At 54.4% G+C, this 16,327-nt stretch carries 13 protein-coding genes; 4 read left to right on the top strand and 9 right to left on the bottom strand.

The features are described 5' to 3' along the window. Positions 1-175: 175 nt before the first annotated feature. Positions 176-532: an ArsR/SmtB family transcription factor gene (locus SH287x_RS01890; RefSeq protein ID WP_479516747.1), complete on the bottom strand. Its 357-nt coding sequence runs from the start codon at positions 530-532 to the stop codon at positions 176-178. Between SH287x_RS01890 and SH287x_RS01885 the strand changes: the two genes are divergently transcribed. Next, positions 511-759, top strand: a complete 249-nt coding sequence (locus SH287x_RS01885; RefSeq protein ID WP_479516746.1) for a hypothetical protein — start codon at positions 511-513, stop codon at positions 757-759. The two genes, SH287x_RS01890 and SH287x_RS01885, sit on opposite strands and share 22 nt — an antisense overlap. 125 nt (positions 760-884) lie before the next feature. Next, entirely contained in the window at positions 885-1,586 is a 702-nt protein-coding gene (locus SH287x_RS01880) for an ABC transporter ATP-binding protein (protein WP_479516745.1), read from the top strand. 134 nt (positions 1,587-1,720) lie between these two features. On the opposite strand, the gene SH287x_RS01875 is transcribed toward SH287x_RS01880, so the two are convergent. The 3 genes from SH287x_RS01875 to rsmA form a co-directional block, all read right to left on the bottom strand. Then, positions 1,721-2,890 carry a hypothetical protein gene (locus tag SH287x_RS01875; protein ID WP_479516744.1) on the bottom strand — a complete coding sequence of 390 codons (1,170 nt, stop codon included), beginning with the start codon at positions 2,888-2,890 and terminating at the stop codon, positions 1,721-1,723. Between the two features lies 1 nt (position 2,891). Then, positions 2,892-4,388: an IMP dehydrogenase gene (gene guaB / locus SH287x_RS01870; protein WP_479516743.1), complete on the bottom strand. Its 1,497-nt coding sequence runs from the start codon at positions 4,386-4,388 to the stop codon at positions 2,892-2,894. Positions 4,389-4,451: 63 nt separating this feature from the next. Beyond that, positions 4,452-5,372, bottom strand: coding sequence for a 16S rRNA (adenine(1518)-N(6)/adenine(1519)-N(6))-dimethyltransferase RsmA (rsmA, locus tag SH287x_RS01865; protein ID WP_479516742.1), 921 nt, complete (start codon positions 5,370-5,372; stop codon positions 4,452-4,454). A gap of 357 nt (positions 5,373-5,729) precedes the next feature. Between rsmA and SH287x_RS01860 the strand changes: the two genes are divergently transcribed. Further along, complete coding sequence (locus SH287x_RS01860) at positions 5,730-6,995, top strand: Gfo/Idh/MocA family protein (protein ID WP_479516741.1); 1,266 nt, start codon at positions 5,730-5,732, stop codon at positions 6,993-6,995. A 143-nt stretch (positions 6,996-7,138) separates the two neighbouring features. On the opposite strand, the gene SH287x_RS01855 is transcribed toward SH287x_RS01860, so the two are convergent. The 5 genes from SH287x_RS01855 to SH287x_RS01835 form a co-directional block, all read right to left on the bottom strand. Continuing rightward, positions 7,139-7,612: a hypothetical protein gene (locus SH287x_RS01855; RefSeq protein ID WP_479516740.1), complete on the bottom strand. Its 474-nt coding sequence runs from the start codon at positions 7,610-7,612 to the stop codon at positions 7,139-7,141. Further along, complete coding sequence (locus SH287x_RS01850) at positions 7,609-8,499, bottom strand: DUF1559 domain-containing protein (protein WP_479516739.1); 891 nt, start codon at positions 8,497-8,499, stop codon at positions 7,609-7,611. Before SH287x_RS01850 ends, SH287x_RS01855 begins: the two co-directional genes overlap by 4 nt. Positions 8,500-8,949: 450 nt before the next feature. After that, positions 8,950-10,182: a HEAT repeat domain-containing protein gene (locus tag SH287x_RS01845; protein WP_479516738.1), complete on the bottom strand. Its 1,233-nt coding sequence runs from the start codon at positions 10,180-10,182 to the stop codon at positions 8,950-8,952. A 1,042-nt stretch (positions 10,183-11,224) separates the two neighbouring features. Then, positions 11,225-11,560 carry a (2Fe-2S)-binding protein gene (locus SH287x_RS01840; RefSeq protein WP_479516737.1) on the bottom strand — a complete coding sequence of 112 codons (336 nt, stop codon included), beginning with the start codon at positions 11,558-11,560 and terminating at the stop codon, positions 11,225-11,227. A gap of 284 nt (positions 11,561-11,844) precedes the next feature. Next, positions 11,845-12,891: a DUF6528 family protein gene (locus SH287x_RS01835; protein ID WP_479516736.1), complete on the bottom strand. Its 1,047-nt coding sequence runs from the start codon at positions 12,889-12,891 to the stop codon at positions 11,845-11,847. Between the two features lie 352 nt (positions 12,892-13,243). Between SH287x_RS01835 and SH287x_RS01830 the strand changes: the two genes are divergently transcribed. Continuing rightward, entirely contained in the window at positions 13,244-16,114 is a 2,871-nt protein-coding gene (locus tag SH287x_RS01830; protein WP_479516735.1) for an efflux RND transporter permease subunit, read from the top strand. Positions 16,115-16,327 lie beyond the last annotated feature (213 nt).

The raw sequence follows: 16,327 nt of genomic DNA, 5'->3' as shown, positions 1-16,327 counted from the left end.
AGCAGGGCAAGTGATTGTCAGCCGCCATGTTCTTGGAATTCCGGTGGGGCGTCAATCGTGGCCGATGCCGTGTCACGGCTTTGTCTTCGGATTGATGTCGCCGCAACGTCCCCCGTTGTCGGACTTGACGACCTGTTCAACCCTACTTTTAAGCTTTGGCAATGCACGAGTTTTGCTATGAGTGATCATGTGGCTCAGCGACATGCGCCAGAGCGTTAGTCACCAGATCTTTCACATGATGATCCGAGAGGCGGTAATAAATGTGTTTTCCATCCCGGCGGGCTGACACGATTCGTTCGCTTTTGAGCAGTTTCAACCGCTGGGAAACAGCCGAGAGATTGTCACCCAACGCATCAGCGATTTCCGAAACACACAGTTCGTCATGCACGAGCATGGACAGCATTCTTAGGCGGCTGGGATCGCCCAATGCACGAAAGATATCCGCTGCCAGCTGGCAAGTGGCCAGATCCGCGATGTGCAATTTACGGGGACTATGAGCATGATCAGAGCATGCGATATCCACTTCGGCCATGGCTAAGATCTTCATTTGGACGGTTTGTCGTCAGTATCAATTGGTCGCCTGAACGTCTTGTTCACATCGTACGTGGAGCCATGCCACACGTCGAGCCAGCTTCAACAATCACTCTCCTCGCGGGGTTGGGGGCGGCGTATGAAGACCAGTTGTTTATCCATCAGGGGATCTTACGCCGCCAGATTGCCCCTCGCAGGCATGCTGGTGCAGAGCCGCGTGGCACTTGAGCGATATTTCAAATGGGAATGTGCCTGACTCACTGGCAATTCTTCAGGTCAACAGGCAAGCTCAACTCTCGAAACTTCAAACCGTCTGACCTATTGATGGATGGGCGAGCGACAGGAGCTTTTTAATGACCGTGACAGATCCCTCGCATGCGAACCCTGGATTGGACGTGGTTCAGTTGACTCGGGAGTTCACCAATGGTGACTCATCGCTGGTGATTTTGAAGGGGGCGTCGCTCAAGATTTCCGCCGGAGAAGCCGTGGCGATTACCGGCCCGTCGGGTTGCGGCAAAAGCACATTTCTCCAGATTCTGGGAGTGCTGGATCATCCGACTTCGGGCACAGTCACTCTTGATGGTACGGATCCGTTTTTGCTGGATCAGGCGGCTCAGGCGAAGTTTCGCAACGAAAAAGTTGGCTTCGTCTTTCAGGATCACCACCTGCTTCCCCAATGCACGGCCTTAGAAAATGTTTTGCTACCCGCCCTGCCTTACCGGGGAATTACGACAGATGTGACCGAGCGTGCGATGGAGCTTTTGAAACGTGTTGGCCTGGAGTCACGCCTTCATCACCGACCAGCCCAACTCTCGGGAGGCGAGCGGCAACGAACAGCCGTCTGCCGGGCGTTGATCAATCAGCCCCGGTTGCTTCTGGCGGATGAACCCACGGGCAACCTGGATCCCCACACGGCGGAGATCGTTGGCACACTGCTAAGGGAGTTGGCCACTGAATCACAAAGCATTCTGCTCTGCGTGACACACAGTTTGAGTATCGCCCAAGCCTATCCCCGACGCTGCACATTGACCGAAGGCGTGCTGGTCGAAGGTTGAGCGGATTTCAACAGTTTTGACAGCCCGCGCGGACAACGTCGTATGAGCTGAATAACAGACAAAAAACCAGAAGAACCCAGGTTTTTCCCCTGAATTCTTCTGGCTTGTCTCGTCATTTCAACAATCAGTCCCGGTTAGGGAATCATGTAGATGAATCCGACCACAGCACCTGCCTGAACAGCCGCGGCTTTAGCATTCCAGGGGATCTGATAGCACAGTTTGGGTGCACATTCACCGGGCCGATAATAACCCAAAGTGTATTCGTGCGAAGTGGGGGGATGGATGGTGGCCTGGTATGGGAATCCAACCAATTGCACACCAAACTTGCTTAGTGAAACGACTGACTGAATGCCTGGTGGATAGTGATGACCGTATCGCTCAAGTGCTACGTCTTCAAAGTAAAGCGGCAAGTGGTAGAGGTTGGGCGGCTCCCATTGTGCGAGTAATCCGGGGAATTCTCGTGGGGGAACAGGACTGTTATCAATTTCCAGGCCGGCTGCGACCTGTTGTTCGCGAGCGTAATTACGGATGTCCTGATCTTGCGACAGATCATTGAAGGGGACAATCTGATAGATCGCCCGAATGCCTGCATTGGGAGGCAAGACGGGAATCTCTTCATCGGCGATCTTTGTCCGCTCAGACTCTGGTGGCAGAGGGGGTTCCTCCAGCGGTCGAGAGTTAATCGGCGGCGCGGTGGGTGTTGGCAATGGAGCCGTATTTTGAACCGGCGCGGGTGTTGATTCGATCAGAGTTGGCCCGTTCTGGGCGACTGTCGGATGGGTCACTGAAGGGTGCATGGTGGCAGCGACCACTTGTGTGGCCCCTGGTGAAGGGAGAACCCACTGGTGATCCCCTTCCACCAACACTTCCGGATGATCGAGGAATGGATAGGCCGGAGGTGTGACCGCCGCAGTGCTGGACGGTGCTTCTGGCTTGCCGGAAGCTGGCAAAGAAACCACGGTTTTAGAAGATGCCGTGGGAGCTGCATCCGCAATGGAAGCGGGCATTTCTGGAGCAGTGGAAGCGGGAGAAAGCGTCGCTGGGCGAATGCCTGATGATGCCGATGATCCGGTTACCAGAGTATTGGCTGACGCTTCAGCGGAAATCACCTCTTGCTGAGTGGATTTCAATTGAGAGTCATGGGCCTGCACCTGAGCCCAGCGCTGTTCGGCTGATCGCTCCCGCAAGGCATCCAGCGGGTTGCTGGTCTGATCAGCCGCCTGGCAGGCGCCGCCGACCACCAGACTGGCGAGAGCCAGGCGAGTGATCACCGCTCTCAGCCAGGCTGGCCGATAAGTCGACAAGCTAGCTCCCTTCGCGAGGGGCGTGTTCGACAGTGTAGTTAGGCGATTCTTCGACAATTGTAATGTCATGGGGATGGTTCTCCCTCACCGTGGCAGCCGAGACTTGAATGAACCGCGTTTTTGTCCGCAATCCCTCAATCGTCGGTACTCCGCAGTATCCCATGCCGGCCCGAAGGCCACCGATCAACTGGTAAACCAGATTGTGTAGAGAGCCCTTGTGGGCTACCCGTCCTTCAACACCTTCAGGAACGAGCTTCCCTGCTCCACGCCCTGGACTGTTTTCGTCAATTTTCCCCTGGCGGTATCGCTCGCTGCTTCCCTTGACCATGGCTCCCATGGAACCCATGCCGCGGTACCGCTTGTAACTTCGGCCCTGAAAGAGGATGACCTCACCGGGGCTTTCATCAACACCTGCGAGCAAACTGCCAAGCATCACACAATGACCACCAGCGGCCAGCGCCTTGGTAATGTCACCGCTATACCTGATGCCACCGTCAGCAATGATCGGAACTTCCGTTCCTGCCACCGCCAACGAGGCATTGTGAATCGCTGTCAGTTGAGGAACGCCCACACCCGCGATAATTCGGGTGGTACAGATCGAGCCTGGCCCGATCCCCACCTTGACGGCATCTGCACCGGCTTTCACCAGATCACGGGCACCATCTGTTGTTGCAACGTTCCCAGCTATGACATCGATTTCTGGCCAGCGTTTCTTCACCTCACGAACGGTCTGGAGCACGTTTTGGCTATGTCCGTGCGCACTGTCGACACAAAGCACATCAACGCCACGTTCGATAAGGGCGGCAGCACGCTCAAAGTCAAACACGCCTACCGCCGCGCCAACGCGCAAACGTCCACGACTGTCTTTGCTGGCTTTGGGAAAACGCAGGTTCTTTTCAATGTCCTTGATGGTGATCAGCCCTTTGAGCTGAAACTGTTCATCCACCAGAAGGAGCTTTTCCACCTTGTTTTCGAGCAAAATCCGCTCGGCGACTTCTAAAGTGGTGTCCTCTTGTGCCGTTACGAGGTTTTCCTTGGTCATCACTTCCGAGATGGGCGTGTCTTTTGAGGCCAGAAAACGGAGGTCGCGGCGGGTCAGAATCCCCATCAGGCGACCATTTCTCGTGACCGGAACACCACCGATGTTCCTTTGTTCCATAATTTCCCAGGCTTCCAGAGCCGTGGCTTCCGGCGGAAGTGTCACGGGATCAACGATCACGCCGTGTTCGCTTCGTTTGACCCGCTCAACATGGAGGGCTTGTTGTTCAATGGTGAGGTTCTTGTGAATGATCCCCATGCCGCCCTCTTGAGCCATGGCAATGGCCATGTCACTTTCCGTGACGGTGTCCATCGGGCTGGAGACCAGCGGCACATTCAGCCGGATATTTCGCGTCAGATGAGTGGCGGTTTCGACATCGGCGGGTACCAGTTCGCTGTAACCTGGTTCCAGCAGAACGTCATCGAAGGTAATTCCCTGATAGGCAATGCGATCAAGCATGGTCTGATTCTCCGACAAAGCGATACTGGAAAGCGATATTGGGAGCGAGTCTTTGACCGTCGGTCAGTGACTGGCTGCCGATGTGGTATGAATTTCGTGATAGAGCAGATTGGCCATGGCGACGTGGATATCCGTTGGCAATTCTTCACCGCGGGCCTGGGGAGCAATCCCCGCTTGCTGAAGAAGTGCATCGATCCTGGGTTTGGCAATCTGGGAGTAAGCACTGCACAGGACACCACGCAATAGCTTTCGCCGGTGCATGAAGATTGCCCGCAGGTAATCGTGAAAAAACTCGGGGTTCGTAATCCGGTCACGTTTGGCAGGTGCCGGTGTGACCAGCACAATGGCGGAATCAATTTTGGGTCGGGGCCAGAAGACATCCGGCGGCAGTTTCCTCAGGATCTCCACATCACACTGAGCCTGTAACCAGATGGAAAGCCCGCTGTAGTCTGAACTTCCCGGCTGTGCCTGCATCCGCACCGCCATCTCCCACTGCACCGTGACCACCATGCGCGACCAGGGCCAGTCACTTCCGACAATCATCGAAATGACGGGCGTCGCCACGTTATAAGGAAGGTTTGCAACCAGCTTTAAGGTTGAGCCTGGCAATTTGGCCAGGGCCGTATTTACCCCTTCAACCAGCAACGGATGAAGCTGATTCTTGTTTTTCAGGGCATCGGTATTGACCCATTGAACATTTGTCAAAGCGGCATGCTGTCTGGTCGCAACGGCATGCATATTGGGATCATATTCAACAGAAACGACTTCGCCGGCTTCCGCAGCGAGGAAGATCGTCAGCCCGCCAGTCCCGGTTCCCACTTCGAGAACAACATCATTCCGCGATAACTGGGCCTCACGGGCCACCAGTTCCACCAGATTGATATCAATGAGAAAATTCTGGCCGAGATCACCGCGCGGATTAAGCCGGAGCTTATGAAATAGCTCCGTAAGGTGTGTACGCGTTTGGCGGTGGTCTTCGCTCATAGGCTCTGAATGGGGGCTCTGGCCACTCGCGGTGAGCGGCGAAGGATCAATTAATCAAGAATACCCGAGAGACTCCTGTTTGGCGAATCGTCGGCTCGAAAAATTTTCTGTGAACTTCTCCAGAATCCTCTGATCTCCTTGAAAACGTGGCCATCCTCCCGAAAACACCACTCAATTTCCCTCCAGATCACCAAACATCAGGTAGCGACCGGTTTGAATCGGGTGTTAGGATGAAACACAAATCAATCAATTTGCACATAGGCCAATTGACTGACACCATTGAGCCATCACAGGCATCATCATCTCTGGATCCTCACAAGGGAATCCGGGTACTGACAACTGGAAAGGATTTTTTCCATGAGCAAGCATCAGCTTTCCCGTCGCACGTTTCTGGCGGCATCGGCAGCCTTCGCAGCGCCGATGATCATCCCAGCCAGGGCATTTGGCGCGAACGAGCGAATCGTGACCGCACACATTGGCATCGGCGGCCAGGGATCTGGCAATCTGAACGCATTCATTGGCAAGGGTGTTGCCCCTGCTGCGATTGTGGATGTTGATTCCAAGCGTCTGGCTGGGGCACTCAAGAACGTTGCAGCAAAAGGCTTTAAGGCCGATGGTTATGATGACTATCGTAAAGTTCTGGAACGGAAGGATATTGATGCCATCGTGGTTTCAACTCCTGATCATTGGCACGCCCTTCCGACCGTGCATGGCTGCCAGGCCGGGAAAGACGTCTATTGTGAAAAACCGCTTACACTAACGATCGCCGAAGGCCGGCGGATGGTAGAAGCCGCCCGTGCGAACAACCGCATCGTTCAGACCGGTTCACAGCAGCGTTCTGATGCCAAGTTCCGCAAAGCCTGTGAACTGGTGCGTAACGGCAAAATTGGAAAAGTGAATAAGGTACTGGTCGGCCTGGCCAAATCAAACTTTGGCGGGCCACCCGTCCCTGATTCTGAACCACCAGCAGAACTCAATTACGACATGTGGCTCGGGCCAGCGCCGCAGCGGCCCTATAACCTGAAGCGGGTGCACTACAACTTCCGTTTCTTCTGGGATTACTCCGGTGGCCAGATGACCAACTGGGGTGCTCACCACATCGATATTGCTCACTGGGCATTGGGGTTTGATCATACTGGCCCCATCAGCACCGAAGGAACTGCCGAGTTCCATCCTGAAAAATGGTTTGAAGTCTCCACCGCCTGCCGCATCACCCATAAATACAGCAACGGCGTGGAAATCGTCGTGGGTCAGGAGCAGAAGGATATTCCCGGAGGAACCACCTTCATTGGTGAGAAGGGGAACATTTTCGTGAATCGTGGCGTTCTCAGGGGGACTCCGGCTGAACTGATCGAGCAGGAACTTTCCAGCAGCGATGAATCACTTTATGTTTCTTCCAACCATCATCAGAACTTCCTCGACTGCATCAAGTCGCGCGAGTTGCCAATCTGTGATGTAGAAATCGGCCATCGCACCGCCAGTGCCTGCCATTTAGGGAACATCGCGATTCGTCTGGGCCGCAAGATTGAGTGGGATCCCGTCAATGAAAAGATCACCAGCAACGATCCGGAAGCCGCAGCTTTGGTGAACCGCCCTTATCGCGCCCCCTGGTCGCTCACTTAAGCGATTCACCGCCGATTCACTGGCGGCAACGAGATTTTATCTCCTCTCAACGTAAGAAGTCCCTGATCGTATGGTCAAGGACTTCTTGCATTTACAGACTCATGCGGTCAACATGATTTGAAGCCGGGCTATAGACGATTTATCTACTGACTCTCCAGACGAATCGTCACAGGAGCGAGGTGGTAACGATCAACTGTTAAAGTAATGCCAGAAGTTGCGGGGCTATTATATCGCTTGGGTATTCGGGACTTGGGAATAATCATTTTTCCCGACTGAATCGGCCCCTCTGCCGATGAGGTGATCTGAGCAGTTGGAGGCTCTGGTTCATCGAGAAACGAATAGACGGCTGCGGTATGAATTCCTGCGGGAATTCCATCGCCCGGTTCATAAGTCTCCCAACTCACGACTTTCCCTTCAACGATTTCGCCTCGTGTGGGCCGATTCCCTTTTGACTCCAATTGCAGAACACCTGTTGGTATCGGTTTTTCGTCGAGCAGAACCTGACAATCGAGCTTCACTAATGGAGGCCGACCATTGCCGCAACCTGCCAATGAAACCCACAGGCCGCCCGCCAGAAGAGAGCATTGTAACATTGAGGCTGGAGTAAAGTTTTTCATTCTCCGGCCACCTCTCCACCCTCACGGGAAGCGAGTGCCCGGTATGTCATGCCATCGATATTCTCGCTCACAAATCTGACAGAGCCGTCACCCATGAGGAAATGGGCACCACCGGTGTGCAGACTGCGAAAGCCCACACCTTCATCCCAGCGAGGATTGGCCGCTGTTGGCCAATTATTGCGATCCTGAATAAAGAACGAATTGCGGTAATTGATAGGCTGGGCCGTTGTCCCGAAAGACTGACAGGCGAAATTTTGAGTATAGGCAAACGCGCCAATACACTCGCCCAGCATAAATGTATTCGACATGCCGTCGGTGACTTGTGAGAAACGCGCACTCCACATATGCCGGCCGATCATGCCGCGTTTGGCCACACCCACCGCGGTGTTACCATAGGCAGGAGTCTGGCCCGTCCCGGTTGTGTTGATGTAGTCGCCTTCGATCGCGGCATAATCCATCTGCGAGATTCCCCATGTGGCCGCTGGTTCAAAGTTCTCTTCCGACAGAATTTCCTGGCCATAGGGATCCGAGGGACAGATCACTTTATTATAGACAGGCTTCACGAGGGCAAAGTTGCCTCCATCCCAACTGGCAATAGAGAAATTGAGCTTGTTGTACATGGCAGCATCGTCCATGGCCGGCAAGAGCATGAGCATCCAGTTAAAGCGTTTATTCATGGCTGTTGACTGACAAACAGGAAGGATTTGCGCCATATCGTGGTAGTTGTGAAGTGCCAACCCCAACTGCTTCATCTGATTGCGGCATTGAGTACGTCGGGCTGCCTCGCGAGCCTGCTGAACAGCGGGGAGCAGCAGAGCGATGAGCACGGCGATGATCGCGATCACCACCAGAAGTTCAATCAACGTGAAACCGCGCTGATGACGCATGAGATTCCCCATATGAAAGAGAAAAACGGGCCGGAAGTAGCCATATAGACAGGAGATTTCTCACGCTACAAACGAAAAGCGAGGCTGTCAACATTTTTTCTTGACAGTTAATGCAATCTCTAACGATGCCTGCTAAAGCCCCACATCAAGCCGGGCAGTCACGCCTCCTTCCAGGAATCAACAGCGGAATATTGGAAAACCCGGCGACTGAAGCATGATTGCTCAACGCGGCGAGCTTGGCACCATCCAGGCTTGGCGCATTTCAAGTATGGCATGAGGGGAGAACAACACTCTGAATCACGTTGTTATTTGGTATCAGAGGCACTGAAGCACAGCCCACAAATAAAACTAAAACAGCCCCTCAACCTTTCGATTGAGGGGCTGCTGTTCGTTGTAACACTGTCAGAGTCGAGAACCTACAGGCTTCCCTGCCGACCGGGCTAGTTAAGACTAGTCCAGGAGGCTGAAGAGCTGACGGAATTCGCTGGTCTTGCGAGCGGCTGGTGGTACTGGAGCAGGAATTGCTTCAGGAGCCACTGGAGCTGGCGAAGGAGCCATCACTGGGGCAGTGCCTGGGCAAGAGCCTGGAGCACAACCGGTTGAGCAGACAGCGTCGCAGTTGCCTTCGACAACTTCGTAGCCGCAGAGTTCGAGAGCTTGCTTGGCCTGACGAACGACTGGCTTGTGGCAGTCACCCAGAGCATGTGTCAGAGCAGCAACAACTTCTGGTGAGCAGCAGCAGTGCTTGCGGAGCTGATCGCCAATTTCATCGGCAGCCTTCACACGGACGCGTTCGTCTGTGTCGTTGAGGGCGTAGATGAAGGCACACATGATTTCTGGGCTGCAGACACAATCGTACTTGTCACCCAGCTTGTGGATGGCATGACGACGATCCTTGGCGTAGCAAGCTGTCTGCGAGGTGTAGATCAGCTTGGCAACTTCGCAAGGATCAACGTTGCAGCAGGCGGTGGTTGCACAGCTTGTTGGAGCTGGAGCAGCACAACCTGGAGCACAAGCGGCTGGAGCGGCACAAGCTGGGGCACAAGTTGAGCCACAAGCTGGCTGAGCACAGCGAGCCTTCAGACGAGCAAACAGACCACAGTGCTTAATCGCTGGTGTGCAGGTTGGTGCACAGGTCGATGGAGCAGCACAGGCTGGAGCACAGACGGCTGGAGCGGCACAGGCTGGAGCACAAGCTGCGGGAGCAGCACAGGCAGGAGCACAAGCAGCTGGAGCACAGGCAGCAGGAGCGGCACAAGCTGGAGCACAAGCAGCTGGGGCTGGAGCACAGGCTGCGGGAGCAGCACAGGCAGGAGCACAAGCGGCTGGAGCTGGTGCACAGGCAGCAGGAGCAGCACAAGCTGGAGCACAAGCGGCTGGAGCTGGTGCACAGGCTGCCGGAGCAGCACAGGCAGGAGCAGCAGCAGCTGGAGCACAGCAGGTGGCTGGAGCACAGGTGTCGCAGCAAGGTGGCTTGATGTCCGAGCACTTACGCTGATAAACGTAAACGTTCGGCGAACAAGGCTTAACAATCACTGGTTTGCAGCAGGCAGGCTGACTGGTTGATGCACAACCACAAGCCTTTTCAGTACCGCAGCCATGGCCACGAAACAGACCGGCTTCAGCCAGAGAGGCCATGCTCATTGCAGCAAGCATGGTACCACAGAACTTGATCCATCGCATGAGTCTCAATCTCCTTCCCTAGGGATTTCGAAAACAGGGTCGTCCCAACCCGCGAGACATATGTCGGTCAGCAGTGGATTGGCAGGCGGTGATCACCTAAGGCGCCGAGCTGTGAGCCCCGCCCCGCGACTTGCTGTCGCGTCACACCAGTCTGAATCCTTCACATGTCCGGCTGACCAGGCCCCGTACCACACCCCGTTCGTTGCGGGCAAACGGAAGTGGCAAGGTCGCTGTCTCCTCCCGATCAGGTCTTCGCGTCACCACCAGGTGATGCGGTCTGCTCGGGCGAAGTTGCCTATTCCATCGGCCTCACTGGAATGACCGCTTGAGTTTCCCAAACGCCTAATTGAGGGCAGATTTACGACGATTGGCCCCGCAAGTTTGACGCCTGTTTGGATTGCGTAAAACAGCAGCGACTTTAACGCCGGCATTCACCGTCAAACTTCCCCAAAACCCTCAGGACAACGACTCGAAAACAAGATGGGAGGGATACATACGATGAATTCTGGTGTAGCGAATGCACCCGGCGTGCGGCTTTTAAGGCAGGGTTTCAATGGCACCCCCCAGGCGTCAAGACCTTACCTGTTATCCTCACTACGGCCTCTGGTAAACCCCTGCTGATTACGCGGCGCCGGCATCTGCAGAGTCTGCCGAACGCACTCAGAAGCCGGGTCGAGACCCGTTTTTCGCTTCCAGAATCACGGCTTCCAGGATCACGGGGAATGTCGCGTGATGTGAGTGGGACGTCACATCACTCAAGCAGCGACAGAGGAGCAAACGTTCACACCAAGGAACGGCAATTGGCTCGCGAAATCCAAAGATCACGGAATGAAGTATCACCGGCAGGGTAGCCCCGGTTGAAATTCCGATTTCTACCGGGGTGGCAACGCCACAAGAGGTATCTCGCTTCCCGGCGGTTCAGGCAGCCTGACCCTCCTGTGCCTCTGACACAAAGGTAGCCCGCAGACGACCAAGCTGTGCTTGCCAGCTTCGGGCAAGCATCTTTTTGATGGCATTCAACACGCCATTTCAAGTCGCGCGATTACGCCATTTCCAAAGCAACGGGAGAAGCTGAGGAACCACCAAATCGCAGAGATTCCGCAGTGACCTGATAAGAGGGAGTTGCCACAACCGCTTCTTCTGCCAGAACACGCTTGATATGACGGTGGCACGCGGTACATCCGCCGCCAGCACCACAGAGCGAAGTCACCTGGCGAACGGTGGACAACTGGCAGTCGACGACTGTCTCACGAACCTGATCTTCAGTCACACGAAGACAGTGACACAGATATTTCCGCTGAGCAGTCGCCACGCCTGCGAGCGCACATCCTGAGCAGGCTGCTGGAGAAGATACATCCCGATTTAAGAGAGTGCTCATGCGGAGGGCTCAACGAAGAATGTCAGCCAAGGCGGGCAAACAACCGAAAGCAGCAGTCCAGAAGCAATAACGAGCCGCGTGGTACTGAGATTCAGTCTCACACGACACCACAGATTATTTGCCTTCTTCCCGGTCACGTCAATATGGAGCCGTAAAAAACACTGAATTTCTTGTGAAAACTCAACGAGCAACGGCTGTTCTCGCCGCAAAAGAATAAGGAATCACTTCGCAACATACTTCACAGAAACAACTTACGCGATATCTCGTAGCAGGCTGGCTCTCACTCACGGCAAAGGAATCCAACGCACCTTATAAACAGAGAGTTTTTCCAACGGAACCATTTTGATGATGACAGGCTCAGAGGCCTTGGGTGCGTTGATCGTCGCAGCGTCTTTACACTCCACAAAATGTCCGATTTCCTGGCTCCACCACTGCTGATCGCTCGCTTGGACGAAAGCCGTTTCTAATCCCTGAGGGACAGCCCGTACGCTCACGCACTTGATATGCGCGCGACCTCCCAGAACCGGATGTTTACGAAACTTCCCGACCGTGCGATCAAACAGATAAACATGGTCATGGGTGCTGACCACCAACTCACGGCTCTCAGGCACCGGCTGCAAATCATGCCCCCCTTCATCAGGGAGCGGGTAAGTGGCTTCCCGCTTCAACTCGCACTGTCCCGCAGCACTTGTGGCCAACTCATAACGGTTAATCTCCTGATATCCGACGGCAAAAAGGCGGTTGAGATCCGTGTCCCACACGACTCCATGAGCTGAATACAGCGGTGTTTCAGCGATGGGTTTGTCACCCTGCGAGAGATCAAACACGAACAATTTGTTACCAGCCTTCGAGGTACTGGCAGCCACAACCACCTTGTTGCCGGGCAGCATTTCAATCGAATGGGCATTGGCCACGGTCGCTGACCAAAGCACAGATCCTGCGGGTTTCTCAGCCGTCGCGATCCGCTGGATCAATGCGCACCCGCCTCCCGAAGAAGTCACCAGCAGTTGAGTCCCGTCACGGACAAACTTGATTTCATCCGTTGTGCCGAATTTCTTCGACCGAGGCTCCGGAAGATCATTTCGACCTGACGCTGACCAAACCCACTTGTCAGTTGCTATCGCCTGATTTGAAGCAGGCCCTGTTCCCGCAAGCTGTTCCAGGTTGACTTGCTGTAACTTGGCAAAACCACAAATCAGCAATTCGCGTGGTGGTTTCTGTTCTTCCGCATATCCCGGACTGATCGCCCCGGCGATTCCCCAAAAGATCACCCCCCGGCAGATCACATTTCGGATTTGTTGGGGGATCCTCATTTGTCCGAAAATGCTCATCACCTGATCTCCTTAACTGGTTTGCAGTCACGCATCATCTCGGACAATATTCGCTATGGCCTGGGAACAACGACTTGCACTGATGACAAATCATCTTTAATGCCGACCAGACAAGACACAAGCAGCCGATGAACATCTGGCCGCAAATTCGCACATCATCAGTGCGCATGAATAGGTGTTGTGAGGAATTGTCGCGGTTTTGCCGGGTTGTTTGGGGGAGAATTCAGGAAACGGTCTTCCTCCAATCCCCAAAGTCGGCTAAGACACGGCTACTTTTTGCTGAAACTCGAGAATCTGCATCACCTCTGTGTGACGGGGACGTGTTGAATCGTTTCTGTCGGGAAGCCCGGGCATGAGTAGTCATTTCTTCGACCGTCGCGACCGCTGGGGCCACGGGTACGGAGTCTACGTGTTCCTGCTGATGCTTTTCTTCGTTCCCACAGCGATTTGGTCTCTCAAGCAGACTCGACTCGAAAACAATGTCGAGAACTGGCTTCCTTCAAATGATCCCCAGCTTAAAGTCTTGAACTGGACTCATTCTCAATTTCCGGTCGAAGACCGCATTTTCATCACCTGGGACTCCAGCTCGCTGAGTGACCCTCGAGTGGATCGCCTTGCTGAGAAACTGGAAGGCGTGGCTGATGCTCAGGGCGTTCGTCGTGAGGGAATCAAGCAGGTTTCCAGAGTCGTCAAGCCCGTCGACGTTCTTCGCACGATGATGGAAAACGGTGTTGAATTCCATGAGGCTGTCCGCCGTCTGGAAGGGACAATCGTTGGAGCCGGTTCTCTCAAGTTGAAGCTGACTCCCGAAGGGCGCAACCGCCTGCGTTCGACCGAACAGCAATTGATCTCCGCTGTTCGCCAGAAATTTGGGATCGAGCCTTCCATTCAGCCAGCCATGGCTGATGCCGTTTCCGCTGCCACGCTGATTCGTTCACCTGAGTTGGTCAAAACCGCATCTTTTGATGAATCGGAGGCTTCGACCGATCAAGCCGCCGGCGAAAGCATTCCAGAAACGACCCCCACAATCCTCTCTCCAGCCGGGCAACTGCTGGAGGAAGCCTCACATGCCCACGATCTGCAAATCTCGTGGAATGGCCTGCGTCTGGGACACCCTCAAACCATCGAAATTGCGGAATGGCTGACCACTGTTAACAGCACTTCCCCACGTTCCGGTGAAGCGACCTATCCATTGGTTGAACAGGCATTCTTCATGCCCGGTTCTCCCGTCGCCCTGGCGGTGACCCTTTCAGAAGCCGGTGCCGCCGACCGCAAAGGCACGATTGCCATCCTTCGTGAAGCGACCCAGGCGGTGGGTATCCATGATGATGAAATGCACCTGGGTGGTTCTGCAATTGTCGGTTCGGAACTGAACACTGCCGTACTTCGTGCCGCCTGGGATCCCACACAGCCGTGGCGTTTTCCACACAAAAAGTCGGTCATTCTGTTTTCGGCACTGGTCGGTACTGGCTTGGCATTCGTCATGTTAAAGAAGGCACGCCTGGCGATTGTTGCCTTGTCTGTCGCCATCTACACACCATTCATCACGACCTCTCTGGTTCCCATGATGGGTGGGAGCATGAACATGGTGCTGGTGGTCATGCCATCGCTTTTGATGGTGCTGACTTTGTCCGGGGCCATCCATGTCATCAACTACTATGATCGCTGCGCACAAATCAATCCGGCAACCGCGATTTCAGAAGCTTTCAAGCATGCGCTGATGCCCTGCATGCTGGCAGCGTTCACGACGGCAATCGGCATGTTGTCGCTGGTCACCAGCCCACTTTCACCCGTGCGGGATTTTGGCATTTACTCGGCGATCGGGATGGTCATTTCATTCGTGATGATCGTTTACGGCGTCCCTTCACTCTTGCAAATCTGGCCCTCCAGAGAGACACCGGCTCCCACTTCATCCACCACAAATGTGTGGCATTGGCTGGGTGAAAGACTCTCAAGAGCCACCAATTTTCAATTAGCCGCCTGCCTGATGATCAGTGCGGCTGCCAGTTACGGATTAGTCTATTTCCAGACCGAAACGAAGGTCATTCGCTATTTCCCGGAAACCTCACAAGTTGTGAAGGATTACCGCGCGATTGAAAATCATCTTGCAGGTATCGCACCGGTTGAAGTGGTAATTCGTTTTGATGAACCTTCGCAGCAACAGACAAATTTTCTGGAGCGGATGGAAGCCGTAAGACAAATTGAAACGAAGATCAAACAGCATCCCGAGATCAGCGGAGCCATTGGTCTGGCGGACTTCCTGCCTGTCAGTGAAAAGCCGGCCGCTGATGCGTCTGTTCTCGCCAACGCCCGCTATAACAAGCGTGCCAACACCATTCAGGATCGGATTCGAGACGGAGAAGTCGCTAACGCGAAGGCCTTCTATACCACAGCATCAGAGGGGCAGGATCTCCTCACACCGGGTGATCACAAGCTAAACCGCCCAGGCGACGAACTCTGGCGAATCACGGCTCAAGTCTCGATTCTTTCACCAATCGACTATGTTGAAGTGGTCGATGCACTCAATTCCATCACTCAGGAAGTGCTGAAGTTTCATCCCGGTGCCGTACATGTTGTCACAGGGACAGCCCCCCTCTTTTTGCGAACACAGCAGGCAGTATTGGAAAGCCTGATCACCAGCTTCGGACTGGCGTTCGCGCTGATTCTGATTGTGATGGTCATTCTGCTGAAAAACTTCTGGGCCGGCCTGGTCTCGATGATTCCCAATGTTCTCCCGGTCACGGTGGTCTTTGGGCTGCTGTCCTGGTTTGGTCAGCGGGTCGATATTGGATCGATGATTACGGCTTCCGTCGCAATGGGCATTGCCGTCGATGGCACGCTCCATTACATCGCCTGGTTTCAGAAGCAGATGCTGGCAGGCCATTCCCGCAAAGACGCTGCTATTCTGGCGCTGGAACATTGTGGGTCGGCGATCTGGCAAACAAGTATTGCCGTCAGCCTGGGACTTCTGGTGTTGCTCCCTTCAGAGCTACTTCTGATCAGTCGTTTTGGCTGGCTGATGGCAGCCTTGGTGCTGGTAGCCATGCTGGGCGATCTGATTCTGCTGCCATTATTAATCATCTCCCCACTCGGGAAGACTCTGGAGCCTGTCGCCAGCGCCGCCAAACAGGAAATTCTCGAGGCCATTGAACCGGACGATTTGCCGATGCCGGTTTCCAATATGCGTCTCGCCCCCATTTCTCCTTCAACTGACGGCCGATAGCTCACGAGTTCATCAAGTGTTGAGGGCGCGAAGAGATTGCGTGCCCTTTTGCAGCCAGGGTCTGTCCACAAGCACTCATCACAAACGACATCACGGTGAATCACTGTGAACAACAGCGAACCGCAGTGAACAAATGCGGACAAAAGTGAGCCTGAAAATCCCTTCTGTGCGGAAGATTGCGAAACCTGATTCATTCTGCAACAATCCTCCTCA

It is taken from the genome of Planctopirus sp. SH287 (genome assembly GCF_056500625.1).
This window is presented reverse-complemented; position numbering and strand designations above follow the sequence as displayed.